The following is a 26,713-nucleotide window of genomic DNA, read 5'->3' as shown; positions in this document are numbered from 1 at the left end:
GGCCTGGCCGCCGCGGTGTCGTGCCCGCGCGTGACGCCGGCGCGCTCGAAGAGCGTGAACATGTCGAGGACCTCGTCCGCGCAGAATATGTTGCTCTTGCGGTTGCGCGCGTTCTGCACCAGAACGCCGGCCTCCACCAGCGCGGCGATGGCGTTTCGGGCCGCCTCGCGGCTGCGGCCCGTGAGGCGTGCGGCGGACTGTATGCTCACCACGGGGGTGCCGGGCAGCACGGCGAGAAGCAGCTCGGCGGCCGATCCCGCGCGCGGGCGGACCCTGTCCTCCCAGGACGCCCTGAGCTCCGCCACGCGCTCCTCGAACGAGGCCGCCAGCGCGCACGCGTCGACGCACGCGCCGCACCAGTACGCCACGTAGCGGTCCTGCGCGCGTCTGAGCCCGCCTGCGTCCTCGCAGCGCATCGACGTGAGCGCCTCGATGTACGTCTCGCGGTCCGAGGCCACCGCCATCGAGATTGGGGGTACCGCCCCGCCCACCAGGCTGCCGGAGCGCAGTACCATCAGCGCGAGCGCGCGGCCGGTACGGCCGTTGCCGTCCGCGAAGGGATGGATACTCTCAAACTGCGCGTGGGCGATCGCGGCTTTTGCCACCGCGGGCAGCGGGGATGAGTTGCAGAAGCGGACGAGGTCGTCGAGCAGTCGCGGCACGTCCTCCGGCGCGGGCGGCACGTAGGCGGCGCCCACGGGGTCGAGGGCGGAGCCGCCTATCCAGTTCTGCTCGGCCCTCACGATGCCGCCCATCCCCTCGAGCGGCCCTCCTTTGAGGAGGTCGGCGTCTACCCGCTGGAGCGTCTCGAGCGTCACGGGGTCGCCCGGGCCCACCGAGAAGACGTGGTCGTGCATGGCGCGGATGTTGGCGAGCACCGCCGCCTCGGTGGAGTCCAGGCGGGCCCGCACGCCCATCTCCGCCAGCGCCTCGTGCTCCATGAGGCGCTTGGCGCTCACGGACAGGCCCTCTATGCGAGAGGACGCAACCGCCTCCGAGCGCATGAGCAGGCGCGCGAGCGGCTCGGTGTCGGTGAGCACCACGCCCTGCTCCTGGAACCGCACCAGCGCCTCGGTCGCCCGCGCGATGGCGCCCGCGGTCTCGCCGGAGAACTCGAACTCCCAGCCCGATAGCTCGTCGGGCGTGTAGGGCGAGTACGGTCCGCTCGGCCGCCCGTAGTTGGTCGAGTCCCAGAACCTCTTCTCGTACGTCCCCATGGCGCCCCCCTATAGCATCCTTGAAACCTTGCCGTCCCGTCTTATATCGGCAAGGTTAGCATAACAACATTGCGGATATGTTCGCGGTCGGCAAGGTTCCCAGTTCCTGGAAAGCCCTCTTTCCCTGGAGTCCACGCCTGGCTCCCGCCCTTCTTCCCCTTCCCGCCTACCTGGCGATTATCTGTTCCTTTGGAAGGAGAAGACGTATGACAGCTTGCGTCAACAAGAAGAGCAAGAGGGTAGCCGCGGTCGTCACCGCCTCCCTCGTGGGCGCGCTCTCCATCGGCGCCCCCGCGGTCGCGCTCGCCGCGAACGCTAACATCGAGACCCTCGCGGTCAACTGGGCTAGCGGCGCGAAGGTCACCGCCGCCACCGACGGCAAGGGCAACGTCCTGGGCGGAGACCTCTCCAAGCAGGCGTTCCTCGCCGGTTCCGGCAAGTACCTGGTCCCCACCGAGGTCGCGAACGACTTTGCGACGACCGACGTCACCGGTGCGACCCTCACCTACTACAAGAGCGATAAGTCCAGCGTCATCGCCAACCCCGACGCCTACTTTGCTGAGAGCACCCACCTGGGCGCTTTCTATGTGAAGGTTACCGTCGACGGCCAGGCGTCCGATTTCTACTCCTTCAAGGTCGTTGCCGAGTCTGCGCTCGAGGGCGTTCAGGTCAGGGGCTCCATCGTCTACAATGGCGCTGATCAGTCCAAGAGCATCAGCTTCGTCGATTCTGAGGGATACGACCTAGATCTCAAGGGCGCCAATGTCACCTTCACAAATTCCAAGGGTGAGACTCAGTCCGTGGTTAAGAACGCAGGCAACTACATCGCCAGCTTCAAGCTTGGAAACACGTCTTACAACGTGAAGTTTGCCGTCTCCCCGCTCGACCTCTCCAAAGCTTCTCTCGTGCTCGAGGATAAGCTCGGCGCTTTCGCTGACGACAAAGCCGTTCTGGCCGCCCTCCTCGCCAACGGAGAGAAGATGACCGACGCCGCCACCGATCTGGCCATCACCGAGGTCTCAGCCCCCAACGGCACCGCCGTCATCAATTCCGGCGCCGGCGCCTACGAGTTCACCGTCTCTGATGCGAAAGGCGACGATGCGAACGTCATCGGCTCCGCCGTCGTGAAGTCCTCCGCCCTCAACACGGATGTCATGCTGAACGGTAAGTTCATGTACGGCAGCAAGGAAGTCGATAGCCTCACCTTCGCCCTGGTCGACGGCGAGAGCTTCGATGCCTCCAAGCTGGCCCTCAAGGGATCCAACGGGACCGTCTACAAGGGCGACGACATCGAGGTCACCTACTACGACACGGTGAACAAGAAGGCCGTCGACGCCTCCGCTCTCGCCAACGCCGGCAGCTACGAGGTCACCGCACGCATCAAGCCTGTCCAGGACTTCGCTACCGGCAAGTGGACCGGCGGCACCAAGAAGATCTCCGTCGAGGTCCAGGGCGCCGAGGTCGAGTCGAACAAGGGTCTCGCCTTCTACTTCGACGGCGAGCTCTCCGGCGACTCCAAGTCTGTCACCTACGACGGCACCGACCAGCTGAAGCGCCTCTCCGTCGTCATCAAGCAGGACGGCAAGACCTAAGAGGAGGGCAAGGACTACACCCTCGAGGTGACCAAGTCCGATAAGAAGACCGTCACCGAGGCGGTGGACCACGACACCTACACCGTCACCGTGAAGCCCCTCACCTTCAAGCTCGACGGCGAAAAGGACTTCACTTTGACCGTCGACAAGGCGAAGATCGCAACCGCCACCGACGGCCTGAAGGACTTCCTGTACAACGGTTCTGAGACGTCCTACGTCAACGACGCCGTCGCCTACACCGGCGAGGACGTCGCCACCCCGGCCGTCCAGTACCCCGTCCTCAACGCCGACGGCACCGTGAAGAAGGAGGACGGCAAGGTCGTCTACGCCGAGCTCGCCTCCGACATGTACAACGTCGTCTCCATCAAGAACTCCGACGGCAAGGCCGTCAAGGCGGCCAAGGACGCCGGCACCTACACGGTGAAGATCGCCCTGACCGACAAGGCATCCAAGAACTACGAGCTCAAGGACGCCGAGTTCACGTTCATGGTCCAGAAGTACAAGCCCTTCCTGGACGTCGAGCCCCCGGCATGGTACGCTTCCCCGCTCGAGACCGCCAAGATGAACAATTACGTCAACGGCGTCGGCAACACCGGCCTGTTCTCCCCGAACGCCGACATCACCCGCGCCGACGCGGTGTGCGTCCTTTTCAACATGGCGGGCGGCAAGCTTAACGCCGATGGCGAGTTCGGCTTCACCGAGGACACCGGCTACGTGACCGGCTTCAGCGACGTCGACGGCCACGCCTACTTCGCCAAGGCACTCGCCTGGGCAAAGGCGGCGGGCGTCGCCAACGGCTCCAACGGCCAGTTCCGCCCCTACGACAAGATCACCCGCGAGGAGTTCGCGAGCCTGCTCGCTAACTTCGCCAAGGTGAAGGGCGACTACGTCGCCGTCGACGCCGACGCGGTCCTGGGCTCCGCCACGGACTACACCGCCTGGGCCAAGGCCAACGGCATCATGGGCAACAACGGCTCCGCCATCGACGGCACGGGCAACATCACCCGCGCCCAGGTCGCGGCCATGGCCGTCAACTACCAGCCCGAGAAGCTCTAAGCGCCCGCTTGACGCTTCCGTCCAATAGGTAGCATGCGCCCGCTCCCTCCTGGGAGCGGGCTTGCGGGAGGGCTCCCAATTTAGGAGCCTCCCCGCAAGCCTTAAGGCAAATGCAAGCTGTCGCACAAGGCTCGATGCGCGAAGGGCCCCCGATTCGTTCGGGGGCCCTTCGTGTTTCGCGCAGAAAGGCGGAGCAGCCTTCGTATCCAGGGGTTACGGCGCAACGATTGGGTTTGTGATCGACTTACCGTTACACTCGACATCTCGATATCGATTGCCGGCAGCCGCCAAGCCCGATGCCAGCCAGGCATATAGAACGCTGGGTTATTGGCAAAGCGGGTCCAAGCAAAGTGCAGCGTGAAGACTCCGCCGCAATCGAACAATTCCGAATATAACGCGCGAGGCCCCTGCCGATCCGGCGGGGGCCTCGCGCGTTATGTCTGTCATTCTCCGCTGGGGAACGAGCTTTACTCGCGAGGACGTTTGAACCATACCATTTGCAGCTGCTGAGCGGGCCGCCCGTTCCGATGGCGCCGCAAAGCAAGAGTTACCGCGTTTCGCGAAGGAGTAGCCAAACCGGAGCTTGCAGCTATGGCTATGCCGATATAGCGAATTCCTTAGTCTCGATTACCCGGTTGCTCGATAAGGTAAAACGCCGAGGACCCCCGTGTATTTCAGCGGGACTCTCGATGTTATATTCGATTTCAAATTCGATAGATAGCAGGAAGGGCCCCTTTCGGGACCCTTCCTGCATCGAGCCTTGTGCGACAGCTTGCTTACGTGCGTAAGGCTTGCCGGGGGATTCCGAACAAGGAACCCTCCGGCAAGCCCTCCCCCGGAGGGGAGGACGTTGCGATCGGTTGGAAAACCGATGTTAGGCCTTGTAGTTGACGACCATGGCAGCGGTCTCGGCGCGCGTGATGTCGTTGAAGGCGTTCACGAAGCCGGCGTTGCCCATGATTCCGTTCTCGACCGCCCAGGCGACGGAGCCCTTGGCCCAGTCGGAGACGGCGGAGCCGTCGGACATGGAGGAGAGGACCTTGTCTGCGTCCTCGATGGAGACGTTGACCTGGTCGACCTTCTTGGCGTAGTTGGCCAGCATGCAGGCGAGCTCCTCGCGGGTGACAGGGGCGTCGGGGGCGAAGGTACCGTCGCCGTAGCCGTTGACTACGCCGGCCTGCTTCGCCCAGGCGATGGCCTCGCCGTAGTAGGCCTTGCCGTTCACGTCGTCGAAGGACTTCCAGCCAAGAATCTCGTTGTAGGACCCGTCGTTCTCGTTCATGTCCTCGCCGGCCATGTTGAACAGGACGCAGGCGACCTGGCCGCGGGTGATCTGGTCGTGGGCGCCGAACAGGACGCCGTCGGCGTAGCCGTTCATCCAGCCGTTGGCCTGGGCGTCGAAGACGACGTCGAAGAACCAGTCGCCGGGCTTGACATCGTTGAAGACGAGCTTGCCGGCGTCGACGCAGACAACCTCGACGACCGTGGTGTTGTCGGCGTTGGCGAAGGTGAAGTTCTTCGCGTCATCGGACGTGCCGGTCAGGGTGAAGCGATACTGGCCCTCGACGGTGAAGATATCGGGATAGGAGACCTTGACCCACTCCTTCTTCTTGACATCGAAACGCTCGGCCTTGCACTGGGGCGTGAAGTTCTTGCCGGCGACGTCGCGGCCGATCTCGTCAATGCCCTCGTCGTCGGAAGCGCCGTCGGTACCGTCGGAGACCTTGACGCCGGTGTTGTAGCCGAGGATCTTATCGAAGCCAAGCTTTGCACTGGTCTTCGCGACGTAGGAAACGCCGTCCTTGTGCTCCGGCCACTTCTCGGCCTGCATAACGTACAGCTTGGAGAGGTCGACCTTGTCGACGGTGATGGCGATCTCGGTGGTGCCGCTAAGCTCGAGCTCATCGGTCTCGATCTTGAGGGTGTAGGTGCCGGCGTCCACGATCTTATCGACCTTCTTGCCGGACTCATCGTAGATGTTGAAGGAGACCTTGCTGGAGACGTCGGTGTTGTCGTCCTTGAATGCCTTGACCACAAAGTCGCTCTTAACGATGGCCTTGTTATCGTAGGTCTTCTCGACGGAGGTCACGGCCTCGTTCTTGTAGTAGACGAAGACGTTGGCGTCGGCGTCGACGGAGGCGAGGACAACCTTGACGGTGAAGGTCTTGGAGCCGCCCACGGCGTACTCGTTGGCCGAGGGGTCGACGGAGACGGTTACGGTCCAGGTGCCCTCGGTCAGCTCACCCGACTTGACGACGGTGCCGCCGCGGACAGCGGAGACGGTGACGCCCTTGGCCTCGTCCTTGCCGTTGTAGGCCTTGACCTTATCGAGGTCGAAGGACTGGCCCTTGTCCAGGTTGACGGAGTAGGTGTCCTCGAGCGCGGCGTCGCCGTACTTGAAGTCGGCGTAGGCGGCGACCTTGTTCACGTTGACGAACTTGGAATCGGCGCCGGATATGCTCGAGTTGAGCGGGTCGACGGAAGCCTTAAAGTTATATGCACCGGGCTTGTCGAAGAGCTGGGAATCGGAGTTGTCAGCGTAGTTGAACTCGAGGGAGACCAGGCTGGGGTCGAGCTCGACGTAGTCCGCCGCGCCCTCGACGCCGTTGGTGACCTTGGTGGGATGCTTGGGGGCGGACTCGGAAGCGATGACGTCGTCAACGACAACGTTCGCGGTTCCGAAGTCGAACGCCTTGACGGTGAAGTGGACCTCGGCGGTCTCGCCGGCGTACTGGCCCATACCGGTCATATAGCCGACGTAGTTGCCGGCCTCGAGGACGTCGACGGACGCCGCGCTGGGGACGTTGTCGGTGCCCTCCTTAAGGATCTTGATGGTGTAGTCCTCGCCCTCGTCGAGCTTGTTGCCGCCGAGGTCGGCGAACTCGACGTTGAGCTTCTTGCCGCTGTAGACGAATGTGAGGTCGCCGGCTGCGACGTCCTCGCATGCGGTGACCTTATCGAGGGTCGCGGCCTTGACCGCGAGCTTGGCGGTCGCCTTGCCGCCGGCGTACTGGCCGTTGAGGCACTCGACGGTCACGATGTACTAGCCGGGCTCGACGATGGAATCGACCGCGGTGCCGTCGGCCTTGGCGAAGGAGAGCTTGTAGTCGTCGTTGTTGACGCTGACCTCGCGGCCGCCGAGGGGCAGAACCTTGGTCGCCTTGATATCCAGGGCGGAGCCGTCCTTGTTGGCTTGGGCCTCCCAGACGCCGTCGCTCTCGGTCGCACCGGTAAGGGTGACCTTGCCGCGGGAGAACGCGTTCTCCTCGGGGGCGACGAGCATGTCTACGGTGGTATCCGCGAGCGCGACCGCGGGGGCGCCGATGGAGAGCGCGCCCACGAGGGAGGCGGTGACGACCGCGGCTACCCTCTTGCTCTTCTTGTTGACGCAAGCTGTCATACGTCTTCTCCTTCCAAAGGAGCAGATAATCGCCAGTTATCGAGCATCATGCGTTTCTCTACTTCGATCTCTGGGCCGACTCCCAAATAATCGCCGTAAAAAATAGGCACGATGCCGCACCGGTGTGATTAATCTTAACACCTAAATTATGTTTGTCTACTATTTTCTTTTTACGTGGTAACGATTGTTCACATCTAGCACTCACAATAGGCCCTGCGGGCCGAGTAAATCGCTGCTTGCGGTTTATAGCTGGAACTATGTACTGCTGTATATATATTGTGGTGCTTCCAGTGACTTCATACTATAACGCTTCAAGTTAACTTCTGTGAAGTGGGTATGTTTTAAATTTTTTGCAACCCCTTTTAGCACGCACGGCGTAAAGGTATTGATTCCTCACGTTTTAGGTTGGTTTTTCCCTGCTTACGCCACAGGTTGGCACTGCATTGCGGTTCTTCTCGTCCCCTTCCCTACTCCCCTTCATCTCTTATTTCCCTTGCTCACAGATGTTCCCTACATGATGTGTCCATACGTATATAAGGGCCGCACGCCTTTGCGTACGGCCCCTTGGCACGATCCCATAATTGGTTGCTATGCGATCATTTCTGTTGGCGGCTGTAAGGTGTTTTCTCCGCTCAATACATCTCGCGGATTATGCTGCTCCATAATGGTGCGCAATTTGGCGGAGGAAACATGCGTATATCGCTCGGTTGTTTTAACAGAGCTGTGCCCTAGCAGCTGCTGTATGTAGCGAATGTCTACGTCTTGTTCTAGCAGCGTTGTTGCAAACGTGTGACGGAACATATGGGGCGTTATATGAGCCTCTACCCCCACCTCGCGCGCACGCTTGAGTATTATCTTGCGCACCGCCTGGTCTGATATACGCTCTTTTGATCTATTGAGAAAGAGGGCCCGGCACGCCTTTGAGTTGATGTTGACGCCGGCCAAGGGCTTTCTCACCGAAAGGTAGTCGCTGAGCGCTACCACGGTATGGATAGACCCCAGCATAACGATTCGCTCTTTTGAACCCTTGCCAAAGATTCGCACCTGCCTGGCCGATAGGTCGATGCTGTCCATATTAAGCGCGCAGAGCTCTGACACGCGTATGCCCGTGGCAATCAGCAGCTCTAGCACCGCTTGATCGCGCAGCCCTAACAGCGCGCCGGTGGACGTGGTTGCCGGAGCCCCCGTGAGATCCGGCTCTAACATGCGACGCAGCTCACGCGGGCCTATGGTGCGGGGCAGCAGCAGGGGCTGGCGTATATTGATATCCAGATCATCGAAGGGGCTGGCGCTCATAAAGCCCTCGCGACGCATCCAAGTAGACCATGCGCGCAGCGAGGCCAGCTTTCTGCGCACCGTGCTGGCAGCGTGCAGGCCGTTGAGGTAGACCATGTAGTCGCGCATGGATAGGCGGTTAAAGGGCTTTGTCCCCTCATCCAACCAGATGAGGAACTGCTCCATATCGCAGCTATAGGCCTTCACGGTCTTCTTGTCTAGACGGCGTTCGCCGCGGCACCTTACCAGATAGAGCGCGACCGCGTCCGTGAGCACCTCATACAGCACGCGGTCCGTGTCGCTGGGCGGATGCATAAGGCAGGCACGGTCCACCTCGCCCATCTCTTGTACGGCCCGCATCGCGCGTTCGGCTTCATCAAACATGGCGCCCTCCTTGCGTGGTTTCCGGCAATGTGCACCCTGCGCGCACATTTTTCACAGGTACATGATGCCCAAGAAGGAGTAGGCCGGTATCTCACTTGGCGATGCCGGAGCGCAACGGTGGCCTGCACGCTGGCGTATTCGACCCGTTGCAGGCAAAAGGGTGCCGCGCCTGAACGCGACACCCCTTGATGCAAGCTGTCTTGACTGGTTTTAGGTTATTCACGCAGCAGGCCAAGCTGGTCGCGCGCGTTGTTGTGGCAGATGTCCCGGATAATGGATCCCAGGTACTCCTCGTCCTCCGGCAAGCGGCCCTGGTCGACCCACTCCCCCACCACCTGGCACAGCACGCGACGGAAGTACTCGTGGCGGGGGTATGACAAGAAGCTGCGCGAATCCGTGAGCATGCCGGTGAAGTTGCCCAAAAGGCCCTGGCTGGCGCACACGGTGAGCTGGTCGCGCATGCCGTTGTAGGTATCGTTGAACCACCAGGCGCACCCCAGCTGAAAGCGCTGGACCTGGCCATCGCCCTGGAACGAGCCCGCGAGGCTGGCGAGCGGCAGCATGTCGCTCGGGTTGAGGCTGTACAGGATCACGCGGGGCAGGCCCACGGTTTGCTGCGCGGCGTCGAACAGGCACTTGAGCTCGCGGGCTATACCGGGCTGGTCGCCCACGGAGTCAAAGCCGGCATCCGGCCCGATAGCGCGGAAGTTCACCGTGGAGTCGTTGCGGAAGCAGTTAGCGTGGATCTGCATGGTCCAGCCGCGCGCGGCGTACTCGCCTATAAGCGCCAGGGTGAGCGCCGTTTGGTACGCGCGCGCCTGCGAGGCATCCGGCGTCTCGCCGGCAAGGGCGCGGGCCACGATGCCATCTACCTCTTGGTCTGCGGCCGGCGCGAAGTAGAACGTGTTGGCGCCATGGTCCGCCATGCGGCCGCCTACCGAGTGGAAGTAATCCACGCGCTGCGCCGCCGCGGCCTTGAGGCTCGCCCAGTCCGTGATGGAGATGCCAGCCGCCTGCCCCAGCGTTTGCAGGTAGCCCGCAAAACCGGGGGCGTCTATGTTCATGAGGCCGTCCGGGCGAAAGGTGGGCAGCACCGCAAAACCGTTCTGCTCTTCCTGGTCCGCCAACAGTTTGTGATAGGCAAGGTCGCTCGCCGGGTCATCCGTGGTGCACAGGGCGTGCACGCGGCTGCGCTGGATAAGTCGGCGCGCACGGAAGTCCGGCGTGGCTAGCTGGGCATTGGCCCTATCCCAAATCTCGCGCGCGTTGGCGTGGCAGATGCGAAGGTCTATGTTGAAGAAGCGGCGCAACTCCAGATGGCTCCACTCGTAGATGGGGTTGCCTATGGCGCGCTCGATGGCGTCGACGAAAGCCAGGAACTTTGCGTAGCCATCGTCCCCGCGTATCACGTCCTCCGGCGTGCCGTTCGCCCGCATGAGGCGCCACTTGTAATGGTCGCCGAAGCCGCCGTCGTACAGCCACGCCTGCGCCAGGCTCTCGTAACCCTTGTTCTGGTAGATCTCCCGCGGTACCAGGTGGCAGTGGTAGTCGATGATGGGCATGTCTTCCGCGTAGCCGTGGTAGAGCCTTCGCCCCCACTCGCTGGTGAGCAGGAAGTCGTCGTTTAGCAGCATGCGTTATTCGCCCGCCTTGCAGCCGGCCTTCTCGAGGGCCTCCCACACGCCGTTGATGTAGGCGATGCCCAGCGCGCGGTCGTACAGGCCGTAACCGGGGCGGCCCGTCTCGCCCCAGATCATGCGGCCGTGGTCCGGTCGCATGTAGCCGGTGAAGCCGTTGTCATGCAGGGCGCGCATCATCTCGACCATGTCGAGCGAGCCGCACTCGCTGGGGTGCGGGGCCTCGTAGAAGTCCTTGTTGCCGGGCTCCTCCGGGCTGATGTACTTGATGTTGCGCATGTGGACGAAGTGGATGCGGCCGCGGCGGGTGAACTCGGCCAGGATGGAGTAAATGTCGTTGCCAGGCTCCTCCGCGATGGATCCGCAGCACAGGGTGATGCCGTTGCAGGGGCTGTCCACGGCGTTGCAGAGCCAGTCCAGGTCCTCGCGGTTCTTGATGATCCGCGGCAGGCCGAACATGGAGTAGGGCGGGTCGTCCGGATGGATGGCCATCTTGACGCCGCACTCCTCACAGGTGGGGATGATGGCCTTAAGGAAGTAGACCAGGTTCTCGCGGAGCCTGTCCTCGTCCACGTCCTTGTAGGCATCCAGCAGGGCACGCACCTGGGACAGGCGCTCGGGCTCCCAGCCGGGCAGGGTGAACCCGGCCGAGCCGTCGGCCACGGTGTCGATGATCTGCTGCGGGTCGTCCGGGATGTTCTTGCGGACGAATGCCAGGGTGGACGAGCCGTCCGGCAGCTTGTAGTCCAGGTCGCTCTTGACCCAGTCGAACACGGGCATGAAGTTGTAGCAGATGACCTCGACGCCTTCCGCGGCCAGGTTGCGGATGGTCTCTTTGTACGCCTCTATGTGCCGGTCGCGAAGCGGCGTGCCTATCTTGATGTCATCCGAGACGTTGACGCTCTCGATGACCTTGAGGGTGAGGCCCGCGTCCTCGACCATCTGGCGCAGCTGGTGGATGCGCCCGCGCGGCCAGACCTCGCCGGCGGGGATGTCGAACAGCGTGCCCACGATGCCGCAGCAGCCGGGGATCTGGCGGATCTGCTGCAGGGTGATCTTTTCCTCATTGGGTCCGTACCAGCGGAAGGTGAGTTCCATGTTGGGGCTCCTTGTCTTTTGGCGGCCGATGGCCGCGCGGGTATATGGCGGGCGCGCGGATCTCTGGGGACCGCGCGCGGGACGGGCGTGGTTTGAGGCCGCCGAGCTTATGCCATGCGTTCCGCGAGCACGCGGGCGACGGCGCCGGGGCCGGCGTTGAGCTCGCAGAAATATTGCTCGATCTTTTCGCCCAGGCCCGCCTGGTACAGGTCGCAGTCGAAGATCTCCGCGTTGGAGAGGATGGGCTCTACCGCGGCATGCACGGCAGCGGCGTCCGTGACGCCGAGCGCGACGCCGCCCTGAGCGAGCAGGTCCTGCAGCTGGTCGAGCATGGGGTCCGGGCTGGGGGTGAACGCGGCGCCCTCATCGTCCACGGCCAGCAGATAGCGCAGCCAGCCGGCGATTACCAGCGGGATGCACTCGAGCTTGCCGGCGTCGAGGCCCGCCGCCGCGTACGCGTTGATGGTGTGGCCGTAGCGGATGGGCATCTTTTGCGAGGTGTCCTGCGCGATGCGCTGCGGGGCGTCCGGCAGCGCCGGGTTGGGCAGGCGATGGGTGATGAGCGTGTCGATGAAGTCCTTGGGCTCGATAACGCCGGGGCTGACGACCACGGGCATGCCCTCGTCATAGCCGAGGCGCTCCACCAGGCGGCGAAGATGCGGGTTGGCCATCTCGTCCGCGATCTTGGTGTAGCCCAGCAGGCAGCCGAAGACCGCCAGGGCGGTGTGCAGCGGGTTGAGGCACGCGGTGACCTTCATGGTGTCCGCGCGGTCCACGGTCTCGCGATCGGTGAGGATGACGCCCCCGGCCTCCAGCTTGGGGCGGCCGTTGGGGAAGCTGTCCTCCACCACCAGGTAGCAGGTGCGCTCCGTATTGGCGAAGCCGGCGAAGCTCACGCCGCTACCCGTAGGGATGAGCTGAAGGTCATCCCAACCCTGCGCCTTGAGGGCCTCTTCCGTCGCGGGGGCGGGGTTTGGGGTGATGCGGTCGATCATGGACCAGGGGAAGCTCACGCGGTCCTTGTCCATAAGGTAGTCGACGTAGCCCTGCTGCACCTTACCCGCAGCCAGCCAACCTTGGGCGACCGTGAGCACGGCGTCGCGGAAGCGACGGCCGTTTTGGGAGAAGTTGTCCGTGGACACCAGTGCGATGGGAGCGGCGCCGGCGGTATAGCGCGCCAGCAGCAGCGCCGCGACGATGCCCATGGTGCTCGCAGCGCCCGCGGGGCCGTCCGCGATCTCCTTAGCCACGTAGGGGAAGAGCTCGCCCGCGGCGTTGCGCAGGGCGTATCCCTTCTCAGTGATGGTGAAGGTGGCCATCTGCAGCTCCGGGCTCTCAAAGTAGCGCACGAGCTGCTGATAGTCTTCCGCGCGCTGGGGATTGCCAAACAGGGCGCCGGCGGTACAAGAGAGGATGCGCTGGTCAAGGGTACCGTCCTCGTCCATAATCACCTGCAAGATATCGCAGTTGTAGGGGCGGTAGACCTGGTCCACGGTAAAGGGCTGAAAGGTCTCGACCACCACCACGCCGCGGTCCATGCCGCCCGCATCGATGACGTCTTGCGCCACCTGCGCATGAAAGGCGCGGTACAGGTTGCCGCCGCCAAAGTGGATCCAGCGGGGCTGCTCGATGCCGGCCCGGCGCGTTGCCTCCACGTTTGCCTGGGGCAGGCGCACGCCCATGGCCGCCAGCTGCTGCGCGCTATCTTGCCAATGCTTGAGTGATACCATTGCTTCTCCTATCGTCCCGATGCCGATGTCCCGCGCGAGGCCCGCGCTTACGCTGAGTTCGCTTTTTTGTATTAACTAATATATTAGCTTGCCTGCCATGCGCAAGATACACATTAAACCTGCACGTTTTGCGGCTCTCCGTAGGGTGTCTTTTGCCGTTTCACCGCGCTATTTTGATATCTGGTATATGAGTTGTAGAGATGCACTGAACTGTTGGATACGCAGGTAGAAAGCATTTTCTACCTGCTAGAATGTGCGTTATAGCATCATTATCATGCCGGGATGGCCCCGCCCACCCCGGCAAACCCCGTCGAAAGAGCGATTGTGGCAGACCTTAAGCACGACGGCAGCAGCTTTCAGGCGGTTGCCTACGACAAGATCCGCGAGGACATCATCTTCTGCAAGCTGGCCCCCGGACAGAAGCTCTCCGCCCGGCTATTGGAGGAGACGCTTGGCCTGGGGCGCACCCCGGTGCGCGAGGCCCTGGTGCGCCTGGGACAGGAGGGCCTGGTCTTCACTGTTCCTCAATCTGGCACCTACGTCTCGAAGATCGACCTGCAGACCGCCGAAAACGCCCGCTACGTGCGCGAGCACCTTGAGCGCAGCGTTGCCGTGGAATGCTGCGCGCGCATTGACCAAGCCGGGCGCGACGTGCTGGAAGCGCTCCTTGACGAGCAGGCGCTGGCCGTGCGCGACCACGACTCGCGCTCCTTCTTCACCCTGGACAACACGTTCCACAAGGCCCTGTTCAATATCGCCGGCCGCACCGAGATCTGGCGATGGATCGACTCCTGCAACGCCGATCTGCAGCGCTTTCGCTGGCTGCGCACCCAGGTAGAGAACCTTGATTGGAGCGCGATCATGAACCAGCACGCCGCGCTGTACCGCGCCATCGCCTCCGGCGACACGGACGAGGTCGGCTACCTCACCGTGGCGCACCTACACCTTATGAGCGCTGAGCAGGACAGCGTGCTGGCGGCTTTTCCGGAGTGCTTCGCGTAAGGATGCGCGGTGAGACCGCAGCAGGGACAGGGCCGCGGCGGGGCACAGGGTGGGACATGGGACTCGCGGCGGAGCGCGCCTCCCGTGCTGAAATCGCGGTCCAGTTGGTGTTGGACGCTATTTTCGGCCTTCAGTTGGACTTGGCGATACTGAAATCGACCTCCAGTTGGGCTTGGCCCCGGCGGAGAGCGGGCGGCCTTTGGGAAAAGCGCAGGTAGAGGGATCGCGGCATTATGCGGGCCTGCGGCACAACTCCAACTGGAAGTCGATTTCAGCAATCCGGTCGAAACGGAGGTCGATTTCAGCGGACCCCAGCTCCAACTGGAGGACGAAAATAGCAGACGCGCCCAGCGCGGGACGGGGCTTTTATATGCTAGCCCCGTCTCCGCTCCGTATTGCCATCGCGAGCTAGAATCGAAACGCCGCCGAGTCCGGCGCTGCAAAGGGTGGCGCGCTAGTCCAGATCCTCTCCGTTGGTTGCGATGACCTTCTTATACCAATCGAAGCTTGCCTTGCGCTTGCGTTCAAAGGTGCCGTTCCCCTCATCGTCAACATCGACGTAGATGAACCCGTAGCGCTTCTTCATCTCGCCCGTGCTAGCGGATACCAAGTCAATGCAGCCCCACGGGGTATAGCCCATAAGGTCAACGCCGTCGATCTCCACAGCTTTCTTCATCGCAAGGATGTGCTCGCGCAGATAGTCGATACGTGCTTCGTCGTGGATAGCGCCGTCCGCCCCAACGGTGTCATAGGTGCCCATACCGTTCTCGACCACCATCAGCGGTATCTGATAGCGGTCGTAGAACAGGTTGAGCAAATGGCGCAGTCCCGCCGGGTCGATAGGCCAGCCCCACTCGGTCTGCTGCAGGTAGGGGTTAACGTAACCGGTGTCGATGCTGATAGCGGTCTCGGACGCTTTCGCCGCCGTCTTCTTGCCGCAAACCAGCGACATGTAGTAGCTGAACGAGAGAAAGTCCACCTTGCCGACGCGGAGGATCTCTTGGTCGCCGGGCTGCACCGGCAATGTGATGCCAGTGCGCTCCATCTCACGAAGCTTGTAGGATGGATAGTAGCCACGGCACATGACGTCGGTGTAGAAATACATTCGGTGCATGAACTCGTCGTTGGCAGCAACATCCGCGGGGTCGCAGCTGTAGGGATAGCTCATTATGCCGCCGTACATCATGCCCACCTTGTTTTGCGGGTCGATTTCATGGGCGATCTGCACGGCGCGAGCGCTGGCCAAAAACTGGTGGTAAGCGGCATCGGAAACCTCTTGCGGGCCAGCGTTGTTGTCCAATCCCGCCGCCATCCACGGCATCATGGACAGACAGTTGATTTCGTTAAAGGTAAGCCAGTAACGCACCTTGCCCTTGTAGCGCGTAAAGACCGTCTCTGCATAGCGCACAAAGCAATCGACGGCCTTGCGGTTGGTCCAGCTACCGAACTTTCTTAGGCCCAGCGGCGTCTCGTAGTGTGACAGCGTCACCAGCGGCTCGATACCGTACTTGGCGAGCTCGTCAAAGACCTCGTCATAGTGGGCAAGGCCCGCCTCATTGGGCTGCTCGTCATCACCGTTGGGGAAGATGCGGCTCCAGTTGATGGACATGCGATAGCACTTAAAGCCCATCTCTGCAAACAGGGCGATGTCCTCTTTGAAATGATGATAGTGGTCGATGGCCACATGGCTGGGATAGTACTGACCCTCTTCCACGCCGTTAGTGATTCGACGCGGGGTGTCCTTGTTGCCGCCGGTCATGACGTCGGCGGTGCTGAGGCCCTTACCGTCGGTGCAATAGGCACCCTCGCACTGGTTGGCAGCGGTAGCGCCGCCCCACAGGAAGTTCTTAGGGAAAGACATGGGATACTCCTTGAATGCGTGAGAATACGACGCGGTGCCATCAGCGAGACGGGCGCGCCATCTAAACGCCCCCGCAGCCGTGAGCAGCAACGGGGGCAAGCTATTCTTTGCCTGAGGTTAGTCGGTGTAATCCGGAATGGAGAGCCAGCGATCGCGCAGCACATAGGCAACCGCCTTGGGCTGACGGTCGCGCGTAAAGGCACCCTTCTTGTTACCATCCACGCGCCCGCGACCCTCGACCGTCTGGAAATCACACAGGTTCCAGGGCTGCTCGCCGACGATCCAGTCAAACTGGTCGAAAATCTTATGCTGCAGCTCGAAATACTCTCGCTGGTAATCCTCGCTCCACATGACGCTGGGCAGCTTATGGACACCCGAGACCGTATCGCAACCGTACTCGGTGAACACAAAGGGCTTGTTGGGCTCAAGGGTTTCCCACTTGTGCAACTCCTCAATCAGGATTTCATAAGCATCGGAGATCTCCGGACCGGGAGACACGTACCAGCCGTCGTAGCGGTTGAGCATCATGAAGTCAGCGAGATGGGTGCATACATCGATTCCCGCGCGGCATCGGGTGACGTTGGAGTAGGAGCACGGACGATTCTGAGGGTCTATCTCATGGGTGTGCTCAAAGATCTCCGTGGCGTAAGGAACGGCGTTCTTGCTTGAAAAGTCGGGCTCGTTGAACAGGCTCCAAGCGCAGACGCTGGCATGATTCTTGTCGCGAGCGACTAGTTCGTCGATGGCCTTAAGGTGCGTCTTGAGCATGGGCCCGGCGATATCTGGCGCGTCAAACAGCGTGACCTTCTCCGCCTTCTGCGTCGCCGCCTCATAGTTGGTGGTAGAGATTAGCATACCCACGGCGGCGACCTCGTCGATGACAAAGAAACCCTCGCGGTCCGCCAGGTAGAGCTCCTCCTCCGCGTACGGATAGTGGCTGGTCCTAAAGGAGTTGCAGCCCATCCATTTCATAATCTCGAAATCGCGCTTGGCGGTAACGGGATCGAAGCCGCGGCCGCGCATGGGCGAATCCTCGTGGCGGCCAAAACCCTTGAGGTAGATGGGGCGACCATTGACCTTGATCTTGCGGTCCTCGATGCTAACCGTGCGGATGCCAATGGTATCGAAATACTCGTCCACAATCTCATCGCCATCCACAATGCGGGCGCTCACGGTATACAGGTAGGCGTCGCGCAGGTTCCACAGACGGGGGCTGGAGATCTCGATGTCACCCGAGGCGCCCTGGACGCGTGCGACCTCGGAACCATCCTCGTCCAGCACCACAACTTCAACGCAGGTGTCCACAGCGGCGTCTGCGTTGGTTTCAACCTTATAAGAGAGCACAGCACGATCGGCTTCAACCTCTTTAGTAACGACAATGAGGTCTTCGATACGCGTAGCGGGCGTATACAGCATACGGACGCTACGCTGCAGGCCGGAATAGTTGAAGAAGTCGAAGTACGGCAGGTTGATGGGCGTTCCGTTGCGCAGGGTCTTGGTTATGCCCAGGGGCAGAGACTGCATGCTGAGTTCGTTGTTGACCTTAACGGACAACACGTTCCAGTCGTTCCACTTGACCGCGCTGTTGAGATGTGCGCAAAACGGGGTGAAACCACCCTCATGGCTAACCAGAAACTCACCGTTGAGATAGACCTCCGCCCTGTGCGTGGCCGCGTCAAACCGAACGTCGACGTTGCCGTCGCGCCACTCGCCCGGCACAAAGACCATGGTCTGATACCACATGTCACCACAGAACTCGCGGCTCATCTTATCCGTGAACAGGTCCGCAAAACTTGAAGGAACGGGCATCTGCACGGGCTGGGGAAGAGCGACCCTGTGCCAGCCGTTCTCCTGACCCTGCTTTGCCGGGTCGAACATGAAGTCCCACATGCCGTCCAAGCTTTGGATGCGGCGGGTCTTGGTTATACGGGGATACAGGGAATCGAAAGGCACGGAGCTCTCCTTACAACGGGGATTCGATATTGAACATAGCACGCGCTGCGGCATCGTGACGACACCGCAGCGTGCTATCGGTGGACGAGTTCAAGCCGGACTCGTCCAAATAATTGGATTAAGCGTTCTGCGCCTGAGGCTCACGCTCGGACTCGGGAATCATGGAATCCTTGAAGCCCCAGATATAGGTGAGGACAAAAGCCACGACGAAGGAGCTAATAACAACCCAAGGAATGCACCAACCGCCGGGGAACGTCATGAACGCGGGGATAGAGAAGAGGTTGAAGCCAACCATGGCGATGCGCTGGAAACCCGCGGTAGCGATGAAGGCGGAACCCACGCCGGAGCCGATGCAAGCGCAAATAAACGGCTTCTTGTACTTGAGGACAACACCGTAGATGGCGGGCTCGGTCACGCCGCCAACGACGGCGATGGCGGTATTGGGACCGGCCATCTCCTTGAGATGCTTGTTCTTGGTCTTGAGAAAGACGGCGAAGCAAGCACCAGCGATGGCGTAGGTGCAGCCAAAAGACAGCGGGGTAAGCCAGTCGTAGCCCAGAACAGCGAAGTTGTTCATCATGATGGGCATGAGGGCCCAGTGGGCGCCGAAGATGATCAGCAGCGGGTAGAACGCACCGTAGATGACGGATGCGACCATGGGCTGGAGCTCGTAGACAAACAGGAATGCGTCGGCGAAGGCAGACATGATGGTATAGACGCCGCTCTCAGTAGACAGAATGCCAAGGTTGGTGAAGAGGATTAAGAAGACCTTGAGCAAGCCAACGCCGCACATGCCGCCGATGACGGGCATGAAGATACTGGAAACAAGGTCGGCGCAGCGAGAGGAGAAGCTCTTTTTCTCGTCCTTCTTATCCTCGGCGGACGCATCGACTTTCGCTTCGCCGCCGGCGAACTCCGGACCCAGGATCTTGATGGCCGCATCATAGGCATCGCCCACGTCCGGACCGATGACCACCTGATACTCGCCACCGCCTTTCACCACGTCCATAACGTGCTGAACGCCGCGGATTTCGTCATCCTTTGCGATGGATTCATCTTTCAAAATAAAGCGCAGGCGCGTAATGCAATGCCTGACAGATGCGATGTTCTCTTTACCACCGACCTTGTCGATGACGTTGGCAGCGAGAGCATCGTAATCTTTCTTTGCCATGAATTCCCCCTCTGGGCACATCCGAGTACATAGAAGCGCCGCATCGCGCATCAGCATGCCGGCTTGCTGACTGTGGCCCGCCTTGTTGCAACGGGACCCGCGGGTGCGTTGTCTGCTAGATTACGTTGTCGATTTCTGTAAGTATGTAGCCAAAACCGCATGTTTTGTAACCAAATCCTACACAACAATACAAGTGACTATTTCTGCAGGTAGATTGATTGGTCTTCAATATGAGTACCGGTGCGTTTCATTTATTATTATGGCCAAATTCTGCCAACGGTCACGATGCAGGCTTAAACGGTATAACGTTAAGCGCTACAATCTATATCGATAACCGACACTCTTATGGCCGCGGCCACAAAGGAGAGCGCCATGACACCCGAGGAACTGGACGCCGCCCTGCGCACCATCACCGAGCACGAAGAGCTCTATCGCCGCGGCCTAGACCCGGAATCCGTAAGCGGATACCACTACACCTTGCAAGACGATGGATCGTTTCTCGCGCCCGGCGGCTTTACTCGCCCACGTATTGAAGAGGGGCATAGCGTCTACACCAGGTCGCTACGATCGCACGTGATGGTTCGCAAGCACTCGCGCTTTAGGTCCAACAAAATCCACCGGCAGCCCGCCATGGAACTCGCCTATGTCTATAGCGGACACGCGGTTAAAAACGTGAACGGCAATGTGGTTGACCTGCAACAGGGGCAAGTCATTATCGTCGACTTTCAGACGTTGCATAACACCATGCCATTGGGTGAGGACGATATCCTCATTGTGATGCAGTTCGACCGCAACCTCTTTAGGAGCGGCTTTATCAACCTGCTGGGCGAAGACAGCATCCTGACGTCCTTTATTGTGCGATCCATGATCAAGGACGCGTCACATGATGGCTACCTGATTTTTCATTCTGAGAAGAGTCGCCGGCTTCCGTTGTTTATGAACGAGTTTCTTTGCGAGCACTTTGATCCGTCACCGCGCAACGAGGACATGATAGCCGGCCTGCTCGCCGTTATAGCCGCCGAGCTAGCCTGTGTGCACGAGGACGACGTCACCAGCAGTTACGAACCGCACGGCGCCATGGTGCCCAAACTGCTGCGCTACATTGAACACGAATACAAGGACTGCACGCTCAAAGATGCCGCCGAGGTCTTTTCGCTTGCGCCCGACAGCATTTCTCGCATTTTGAAGCGCGAAGTGGGCAGCACTTTTAACCAGCTGGTGCAGCAGCAACGTATCAACATGGCAAAGCGCCTGCTGGTTGAAGGAACCCTGCCGGTCACCGGCGTAGCGCGCCAGGTAGGCTACGAAAATATGACACATTTCTACAGGCTGTTTCAAAACGCAGTTGGCATGTCACCCAGCGCGTATAAAAAACAGGCTGCAGAGGATGCCCGGCTTGATGAAAGCTGTATATAGAGTATCAGCACGCCTATCGCCGCTTTGGGCGCCGGGGCTGCAGGCGACCATGGACGGCTGCAAGCAGGCTCCCCATGCGCCACTATTAAGAAAGGGGCAGCGTAGACCCCTTTCCAGGCAAGGTATCACTTGGGAGCGCCGTGCCGTATCACCTCGCTAATTTACACTACTTCACACGCAATTCAAGCTCATTATTGCACGGCCCTTGCAATTGGCGGCCGGCTCCATGCAGCCCATCCCTGCGAGTTCTACGTACGATGCCAAATAATGCCTTAGTGCGGAGGGGGCGCTGCGTCAAAAAACGTCTTAGTGTGGAGGTTAGGACAAATAATGCGTTAGTGCGGTATAGATACCATTCGAGGCGGCGACTCTATGCATTAAGCAGTATCGCCCAAGCCTCTTAGCTGGGCGATATGATAGCCTTATACATAAGGCGCCTTATTCTTTTCTCCCCAAGACCGCACTAAGTCGATATTTGGTCCAAATTATCCGCACTAAGCGACTATTTGACCTAGGGCCCGCACTAACTCACTTTTTGTCCCAGGCAGCTCGATACGGCGGGTACGCGGGCAATGGGTCTGGCGAGAGCGCTAGTACCCCATGGCCTGTAGGCCAAACATCACCGCAGTGAGCACGGTGATGAGGATGATGGTGCCCCAGGTAAGGACGTTCCATACTCGTCCATTGCGATACTTTCCCATGATGTGCTTGTCTTGGGCGATAAAGACCAGAAACACCAGCAAGATTGGCAGCAACACGCCGTTGATGACCTGTGCGCTCATCATGATCTGGAACAGGTCCACGCCTGGCATGATGACCAGCAGCGCGGAGGCCACGATGATCGCCGTGATGAGGCCGCGGTAGATGGGGGCTTCCTCCCAGTTGCGGTCCGCGCCGCGCTCCCAGCCAAACGCCTCGCAGATAGCGCTGGAGGTGACGCCCGGCAGCACGCAGGCGGCCAGGAAGCTGGCGGCGACCAAGCCGGAGGCGAACAGGATGGTGGAGAACTCGCCGGCGATGGGCTCGAGCGCAAGGGCGGCGTCCGCGGCGTCTGCCACCTCAATGCCGGCGGGGTGCAGCACGGCGCCGGTGGTGACGATGATGAACCAAGCGATGGCACAGGCGATGATGGAGCCGGTGGCGGTGTCGATGCGCTGCAGGACAATGCCGTCTTCCCTGATGTTCTTATCGACCACGTTGTTTTGCGCCAAGAAGATCATCCACGGAGCGATGGTGGTACCGATGGTCGCCACCAGCAGCGACACGTAGCGCGGGTCGCTGGCGATATGCGGGGTCACCGTGGCGACGGCCACCTCGCCCCAGTTGGGGCCCGCCAAGAACGCCGCGACAATGTAGGTAACAAAAACGCAACTGACCAGCAGCAAGATCTTCTCGATACGGCGGAAGCTACCCGACATGGTGAGCATCCACACCAGCAGCGCCACCAGCGGCACGGAGACGGTCTTGGGCACGCCAAAGAGCGCAAGGCCAGACGCGATGCCCGCGAACTCGGAGATGGTGACGGCGGTGTTGGCGATAAGCAGCGCCATCATGGCGAAGGCGCTCTTGCGAACGCCGTACTTTTCACGGATGAGCGACGCGAAGCCCTTGCCCGTAACGCAGCCGCAGCGCGCGGCGGTCTCCTGCACCACGATGAGCAGCAGCGCCATGACGGGCAGCATCCACAGGGTGCCGTATCCGTAGCTGGCGCCGGCGCTGGAATAGGTGGCGATGCCGCCGGCGTCGTTGCCGGAAAGCGCCGCCAGAAGACCGGGGCCCATGGCTCCCAGCACCGCGGCGACAGTGAGTTTTTGCTTGGTTTCTTGTTGCATGCCTTACAACCCTTAGGTACTACAGCTTGGTATACGTTGCTTGAGAGCTACCGACGAGGCGTTACAGAAGCGGGATGGAGCCAACCACCGTATAGGCCAGCGCCGCCAGCAGCACGGCGGCGAAGGTGAGCGAGGTGCCCGAGGCGACGTTGTCGCGCTCCTCGCCCCGCACCAGCACGGCGAAGTAGATCACCGCGGACGCGTAGGTTGCCGCGATGACGGCAGCCGCTCCTTGGAAGCACGCCAAGAAGGTGGGCACCACCCAGGGCTGAGCCGCGGCGAAGATGGTGGTGGCCATAAGCTCGCCGCACAGGTAGACCACGGCGGCCAGCACAACGCCGATGAAGGTGGACTTGATAAAGAAACCCAGATACGGCTTGGCCTCGTCCTCGCGCTCGTCGTACTCAAGGAAGCTGTTCTTCACAAAAGCGGTCATGCGCATGGCCGCGAGCAGCACCACCGGCATGATGGCGATGGGCATAAGGGTCGACAGGCCCTGGGCGGTGATGGCCTGCGCGGTGCCTTGCGGCTCGACCGCGATGGCGCCGATGGCGCACGCTGCGATGGCCCACACCACGATCCAGTACTGGCGCTGGGCGAACCAGGTGAAGGTGTGCACCGACTCGCCCGAACCACTCTCGCCCGAGCTGAGGCCGGCGATCTGCAGGTCCTCCTGGTGCTCCTCAGCGATAACGTCCATGGCGTCGTCAAAGGTAACGATGCCCAGGATGTGGCGGTTCTCATCGCAAACGGGGATGGCCACCAGGTCGTACTTGGTCATCTCCTGGGTAACCTGTTCCTGGTCCAGATCCGGGGCGACCCAGACCACGTCCTTGTAGGCAAGGTCGCGCAGGCGGGTATCGTGCTCAGCGACAATAAGGGTGCGCAGCGACAACACGCCGGTGAGCACTCCCGCGGGGTCGGTGGTGTAGACGTAGTAGACGCTCTCGAAATCCTCGTCCAGCTTGCGAATCGCATCGATGGCGTCTCCCACGGTAGCCGTGGAGGGCAGGGCGACGAACTCCGAGGTCATGATGCGGCCAGCGGTGTCCTCTTCGAAGCCCAGCAGCTTGCGGATCGCCTTCTCCTCCTTGACGCCCATGAGGCGCAGGAGCTTCTCGGCCTTCTCGTAATCGAGCTCCTCGATAAGGGCGGCGGCGTCGTCCGGGTCCATCATGGCGAGCATGGAAGATGCGTCGCGGTCGGACAGGCCCTCGAGCATCTCGGTCATGAGCTCGTCGTCGTCCAGCTCGGTGATGGCCTCGGCCGCCTGAGCGGTATCCAGTTGCGCGAAGACCTGGCTGCGCAGGCGCGGATCCAGCTGCTCGATGATGTCCGCGATGTCCGCCGGGTGAAGCTCGCCCAGCGTCTTGTGCGATACGGAGAGCTTGATCTGCTGGGTGGAGCGCTCGAGCAGGTCCATGTAGGACCATGCGATGATGTCCTCAGCCAGGGGCTTGCCTACCGCCTTGCACACTGCGGCAGCGGCACGCTCGACCATGGGGTGCACGGCGCGAAGCAGACCGCGGGCGCCCACGTCCGCGCCCAGCAAGCGCAGCTGGTTCTCGCCCGAGCTTGAAAGCTTGATGTCGTTTACGCGCACAACCTTGAGGCCCTGCGTATCGACGATCTGCTTGTTGAGGATGTCGCGTGCCAGCAGGACCTCGTCCGGCTGAAGGTAGGAAAAACGGATGTCCGTGGCGGGAACAGCCAGGCGCACCGCGTCGTTATCGACGCTCTCGACGTACTTGCGCCAGCTGATCATGAAGGGCGTTTTGCCCGGGCCCTGGAACGCCAGGGACGTGACGTGCGGAAAGACCTCGCCGGTGGCGATGCCCATATCATTTACAACACCGATCTTCTCGCCAGTCGAATCGATAACGGGAATGCCGAGCATCTCGGACAGATAGTTCATACTGCTCCTTCGCTCACTCGCTCTTATATGTATAGGGGCACGCGACCCCGGAGCGACGGCAAAGGACGCACCCAGGGTCAGCAGCTACTGTGTGGTCGGGGTTTGGATTTCACCATTGGCCTTTCTCTTGACCCTGTGTGCAGATACATGCGCTTGCGCGGGTTGCCCGGACGGCGCATCAGTAACAAAAAAGACGGCTGCAGCACAAATGTCCGCAACCGCCCCTTACTATAGCATCCCCTTTAGCGGGAAGGCTGATTATTTATACAGTCATGACAGCTTGCTGACACTTTCGATACGCGGTGGAGCGGCTTCTTGTGCCGAACTTCGCCGCGACGGTGGGGTTTTGCCGCGCCATCGAGGCGCTTGTAAAGGCGCTCCCGTTTGGGATGGTCAATGAGTGCCACGAGGCGGGCGTCTTGATTTTATGCACCCGGAAATGACGGTGGCTGGAGCACCGATTAATCCCTGTTCGGCGACAGCTGATGTGCAATCTTTGGCATGGAGCGTTTCTCCAACGGGCTTTCGCACCCCTTCAGGACAATTGCTCCACTTTGAAACTCCAAGTTCGTTGCCTAAGGACCCTTATAAGGCCGTGCTTTACCCGCCTCGTGGCCCCCATTGACCACCTCAAGCGGGGACGGTTTTTGACCTCTCAAATTGCGTGGATAACCCTCTGCGTTTTCGCAGGTAATTGAAGAGGCAGTTGCATACCGCGTCTTCTTTGAGCTTCTCAAGCCCCGCAACTACCGGCATGCTTCCTCCCCAAGCTGTGAAACGGCATCGAGCAGGCAGACGCGAAGCAGCAGGAGCTCAGAAAGGCAAAAACAAGTACCGGCCGTTGACGCAACTTGTCAACGGCCGGTACTAACGACTCTCTTTTGCCGAACTTCCCTTCGACTTTCCCGCTCCTTGGCCAAAGGGGTTTTACGCTACACCTGCGGCAGCTGCGCGTCCTTTGGCATGGTCACGGTGCCTTCGACCACCTCTTTGGGGAACTGTTCATCATGGCTTAGCAACTCGCTCACGGTAACCAACTCATAGCCTGCGGCCTTAAGACCATCGATGATGCCGGGAAGGGCCTCAACGTCTTGCTGTCGGTTTCCGCCGCCGTCATGCATGAGGACAATGGCGCCGTTAAAGGCGTTGTTGAGCACCGCGGCCTTGATGGCGTCCGCGCCTGGGCGCTTCCAGTCCAGCGTATCGATGTTCCACAAGACGTTGCAGCTGATGATGTCGCCCGCACGGCCCCACTCCGTCGATGTGAATGCGCCGTACGGAGCGCGGATCATCTGGGGACGCACCCCCGCCGCACTCTCCAGCGCATCCGCCGCGGAGGAAATCTCTGCCCGCAGCGCATTTGCATCAAGGTTGGGCAGGTACTGGTGCGCATTGGTATGGCTTGCCAGCTCATGTCCATCCTCGACCAGCTGCTTTGCGTACTTGCCGTAGTTGGCCTCTTGCGAACCCAGGTTATAGAAGGTCGCCTTGACGCCCTTGTCTTTGAGGATCTTCAAGATGTCCGGCGTGTAGCCGCTAGGGCCATCGTCAAAGGTAAGGGCGATGTACTTGCCGCCCGCCGGCTTGACGTTGCGCGATGCGATCACCATGTCCTGGGCGGGATCCACAACTTCCTTGTCCACCTCCTCGCCCGACTCATCGCCCACGGTCACAACCTTTTTGCCGGCGCGCCCCCATTGCGAGACAAACTGGACCGCGCCGCCGGACTCCATCTGCACCGCCGGAGCCAGGGGCACGGTCTTCTCCGTGGAGCCCTCCGTTACGTCCGTGCCGTCCGACACCACGAAGCTGGAGCCGTCCACCACGTTGACGCCCTCCATGTCCTGGGGCGTTTTTTGGTTGCCGTCCAGCGCGACCGAATAGCGCGTGCCGCCGTCCTCGGAAATCACGTTGCCGCCTATAGACAGCTTGCGGCCGGCCTTGGCGCCAAAGTAATCGTTGTTGCGAATAAACTCCGCCGCGGAGGTTCCCACGCGCACCTGCACGTCCTTGCCGTTCACCTGTACGTTAAGCGGGCGAAGCATAGTCCAATAGCAGCTAAAAAGAGCCACGCCCAGCATGGCGAGGCCAAGGACCGCAGCGATTATGGCGGTCTTGCCGGATACCGCGCCCTCCCCCGCCGCGTGGCCCGACGCCGCACCAGCAGCATTGGC

General features: G+C 60.9%; 17 protein-coding genes. 4 read left to right on the top strand and 13 right to left on the bottom strand.

Features of this window, described 5'->3' with window-relative positions:
- The coding region (locus HMPREF9452_RS10465) for a Fic family protein (protein WP_009142108.1) at positions 1 to 1,217 on the bottom strand (1,217 nt) is incomplete at its 3' end.
- Between the two features lie 206 nt (positions 1,218 to 1,423).
- On the opposite strand from HMPREF9452_RS10465, the gene HMPREF9452_RS10460 reads away from it, so the two are divergent.
- Positions 1,424 to 2,809 (top strand): hypothetical protein, encoded by a 1,386-nt coding sequence (locus HMPREF9452_RS10460; RefSeq protein WP_009142107.1) that lies wholly within the window; start codon positions 1,424 to 1,426, stop codon positions 2,807 to 2,809.
- A gap of 27 nt (positions 2,810 to 2,836) precedes the next feature.
- Complete coding sequence (locus tag HMPREF9452_RS10455) at positions 2,837 to 3,865, top strand: S-layer homology domain-containing protein (protein ID WP_009142106.1); 1,029 nt, start codon at positions 2,837 to 2,839, stop codon at positions 3,863 to 3,865.
- An 874-nt stretch (positions 3,866 to 4,739) separates the two neighbouring features.
- On the opposite strand, the gene HMPREF9452_RS10450 is transcribed toward HMPREF9452_RS10455, so the two are convergent.
- The 6 genes from HMPREF9452_RS10450 to HMPREF9452_RS10425 form a co-directional block, all read right to left on the bottom strand.
- On the bottom strand, positions 4,740 to 6,902 hold the full coding sequence (locus HMPREF9452_RS10450) for an S-layer homology domain-containing protein (RefSeq protein ID WP_009142105.1): 2,163 nt from the start codon (positions 6,900 to 6,902) through the stop codon (positions 4,740 to 4,742).
- A gap of 6 nt (positions 6,903 to 6,908) precedes the next feature.
- Positions 6,909 to 7,265 (bottom strand): hypothetical protein, encoded by a 357-nt coding sequence (locus HMPREF9452_RS10445; RefSeq protein ID WP_009142104.1) that lies wholly within the window; start codon positions 7,263 to 7,265, stop codon positions 6,909 to 6,911.
- 588 nt (positions 7,266 to 7,853) lie between these two features.
- Complete coding sequence (locus HMPREF9452_RS10440) at positions 7,854 to 8,924, bottom strand: tyrosine-type recombinase/integrase (RefSeq protein WP_009142103.1); 1,071 nt, start codon at positions 8,922 to 8,924, stop codon at positions 7,854 to 7,856.
- A gap of 215 nt (positions 8,925 to 9,139) precedes the next feature.
- Complete coding sequence (uxaC, locus tag HMPREF9452_RS10435; RefSeq protein WP_009142102.1) at positions 9,140 to 10,558, bottom strand: glucuronate isomerase; 1,419 nt, start codon at positions 10,556 to 10,558, stop codon at positions 9,140 to 9,142.
- Between the two features lie 3 nt (positions 10,559 to 10,561).
- Entirely contained in the window at positions 10,562 to 11,659 is a 1,098-nt protein-coding gene (uxuA, locus tag HMPREF9452_RS10430; RefSeq protein WP_009142101.1) for a mannonate dehydratase, read from the bottom strand.
- Positions 11,660 to 11,766: 107 nt separating this feature from the next.
- On the bottom strand, positions 11,767 to 13,389 hold the full coding sequence (locus HMPREF9452_RS10425; protein ID WP_009142100.1) for a mannitol dehydrogenase family protein: 1,623 nt from the start codon (positions 13,387 to 13,389) through the stop codon (positions 11,767 to 11,769).
- Positions 13,390 to 13,713: 324 nt separating this feature from the next.
- Between HMPREF9452_RS10425 and HMPREF9452_RS10420 the strand changes: the two genes are divergently transcribed.
- Complete coding sequence (locus HMPREF9452_RS10420) at positions 13,714 to 14,391, top strand: GntR family transcriptional regulator (protein ID WP_040363015.1); 678 nt, start codon at positions 13,714 to 13,716, stop codon at positions 14,389 to 14,391.
- Positions 14,392 to 14,845: 454 nt separating this feature from the next.
- On the opposite strand, the gene HMPREF9452_RS10415 is transcribed toward HMPREF9452_RS10420, so the two are convergent.
- The 3 genes from HMPREF9452_RS10415 to HMPREF9452_RS11455 all read right to left on the bottom strand — a co-directional run bounded on the left by HMPREF9452_RS10415 (position 14,846) and on the right by HMPREF9452_RS11455 (position 19,376).
- Positions 14,846 to 16,252 (bottom strand): glycoside hydrolase family 1 protein, encoded by a 1,407-nt coding sequence (locus HMPREF9452_RS10415; protein ID WP_009142097.1) that lies wholly within the window; start codon positions 16,250 to 16,252, stop codon positions 14,846 to 14,848.
- A 117-nt stretch (positions 16,253 to 16,369) separates the two neighbouring features.
- Positions 16,370 to 18,205, bottom strand: a complete 1,836-nt coding sequence (gene uidA, locus HMPREF9452_RS10410) for a beta-glucuronidase (RefSeq protein ID WP_009142096.1) — start codon at positions 18,203 to 18,205, stop codon at positions 16,370 to 16,372.
- Positions 18,206 to 18,323: 118 nt separating this feature from the next.
- Complete coding sequence (locus tag HMPREF9452_RS11455; RefSeq protein WP_009142095.1) at positions 18,324 to 19,376, bottom strand: PTS transporter subunit EIIB; 1,053 nt, start codon at positions 19,374 to 19,376, stop codon at positions 18,324 to 18,326.
- Positions 19,377 to 19,748: 372 nt separating this feature from the next.
- On the opposite strand from HMPREF9452_RS11455, the gene HMPREF9452_RS10400 reads away from it, so the two are divergent.
- Positions 19,749 to 20,792 (top strand): AraC family transcriptional regulator, encoded by a 1,044-nt coding sequence (locus HMPREF9452_RS10400; protein WP_009142094.1) that lies wholly within the window; start codon positions 19,749 to 19,751, stop codon positions 20,790 to 20,792.
- Positions 20,793 to 21,382: 590 nt separating this feature from the next.
- On the opposite strand, the gene HMPREF9452_RS10395 is transcribed toward HMPREF9452_RS10400, so the two are convergent.
- The 3 genes from HMPREF9452_RS10395 to HMPREF9452_RS10385 all read right to left on the bottom strand — a co-directional run.
- Complete coding sequence (locus tag HMPREF9452_RS10395; protein ID WP_009142093.1) at positions 21,383 to 22,624, bottom strand: Nramp family divalent metal transporter; 1,242 nt, start codon at positions 22,622 to 22,624, stop codon at positions 21,383 to 21,385.
- A gap of 61 nt (positions 22,625 to 22,685) precedes the next feature.
- A complete protein-coding gene (locus tag HMPREF9452_RS10390; protein WP_009142092.1) occupies positions 22,686 to 24,539 on the bottom strand; it encodes a magnesium transporter in 1,854 nt (617 codons plus the stop codon).
- Positions 24,540 to 25,471: 932 nt separating this feature from the next.
- On the bottom strand, positions 25,472 to 26,713 hold a 1,242-nt coding region (locus tag HMPREF9452_RS10385; RefSeq protein ID WP_009142090.1), incomplete at its 5' end, for a polysaccharide deacetylase family protein.

This window comes from Collinsella tanakaei YIT 12063 (assembly GCF_000225705.1).
Classification (GTDB): domain Bacteria; phylum Actinomycetota; class Coriobacteriia; order Coriobacteriales; family Coriobacteriaceae; genus Collinsella; species Collinsella tanakaei.
This window is presented reverse-complemented; position numbering and strand designations above follow the sequence as displayed.

Coding starts and splice junctions, on each gene's coding strand:
- uxaC (WP_009142102.1), bottom strand. CDS start 10,558: ATGCTGCTAAACGACGACTTCCTGCTCACCAGCGAGTGGGGGCGAAGG.
- HMPREF9452_RS10395 (WP_009142093.1), bottom strand. CDS start 22,624: ATGCAACAAGAAACCAAGCAAAAACTCACTGTCGCCGCGGTGCTGGGA.
- HMPREF9452_RS10415 (WP_009142097.1), bottom strand. CDS start 16,252: ATGTCTTTCCCTAAGAACTTCCTGTGGGGCGGCGCTACCGCTGCCAAC.
- HMPREF9452_RS10440 (WP_009142103.1), bottom strand. CDS start 8,924: ATGTTTGATGAAGCCGAACGCGCGATGCGGGCCGTACAAGAGATGGGC.
- HMPREF9452_RS10460 (WP_009142107.1), top strand. CDS start 1,424: ATGACAGCTTGCGTCAACAAGAAGAGCAAGAGGGTAGCCGCGGTCGTC.
- HMPREF9452_RS11455 (WP_009142095.1), bottom strand. CDS start 19,376: ATGGCAAAGAAAGATTACGATGCTCTCGCTGCCAACGTCATCGACAAG.
- HMPREF9452_RS10425 (WP_009142100.1), bottom strand. CDS start 13,389: ATGGTATCACTCAAGCATTGGCAAGATAGCGCGCAGCAGCTGGCGGCC.
- HMPREF9452_RS10390 (WP_009142092.1), bottom strand. CDS start 24,539: ATGAACTATCTGTCCGAGATGCTCGGCATTCCCGTTATCGATTCGACT.
- HMPREF9452_RS10400 (WP_009142094.1), top strand. CDS start 19,749: ATGACACCCGAGGAACTGGACGCCGCCCTGCGCACCATCACCGAGCAC.
- uxuA (WP_009142101.1), bottom strand. CDS start 11,659: ATGGAACTCACCTTCCGCTGGTACGGACCCAATGAGGAAAAGATCACC.
- HMPREF9452_RS10445 (WP_009142104.1), bottom strand. CDS start 7,265: ATGACAGCTTGCGTCAACAAGAAGAGCAAGAGGGTAGCCGCGGTCGTC.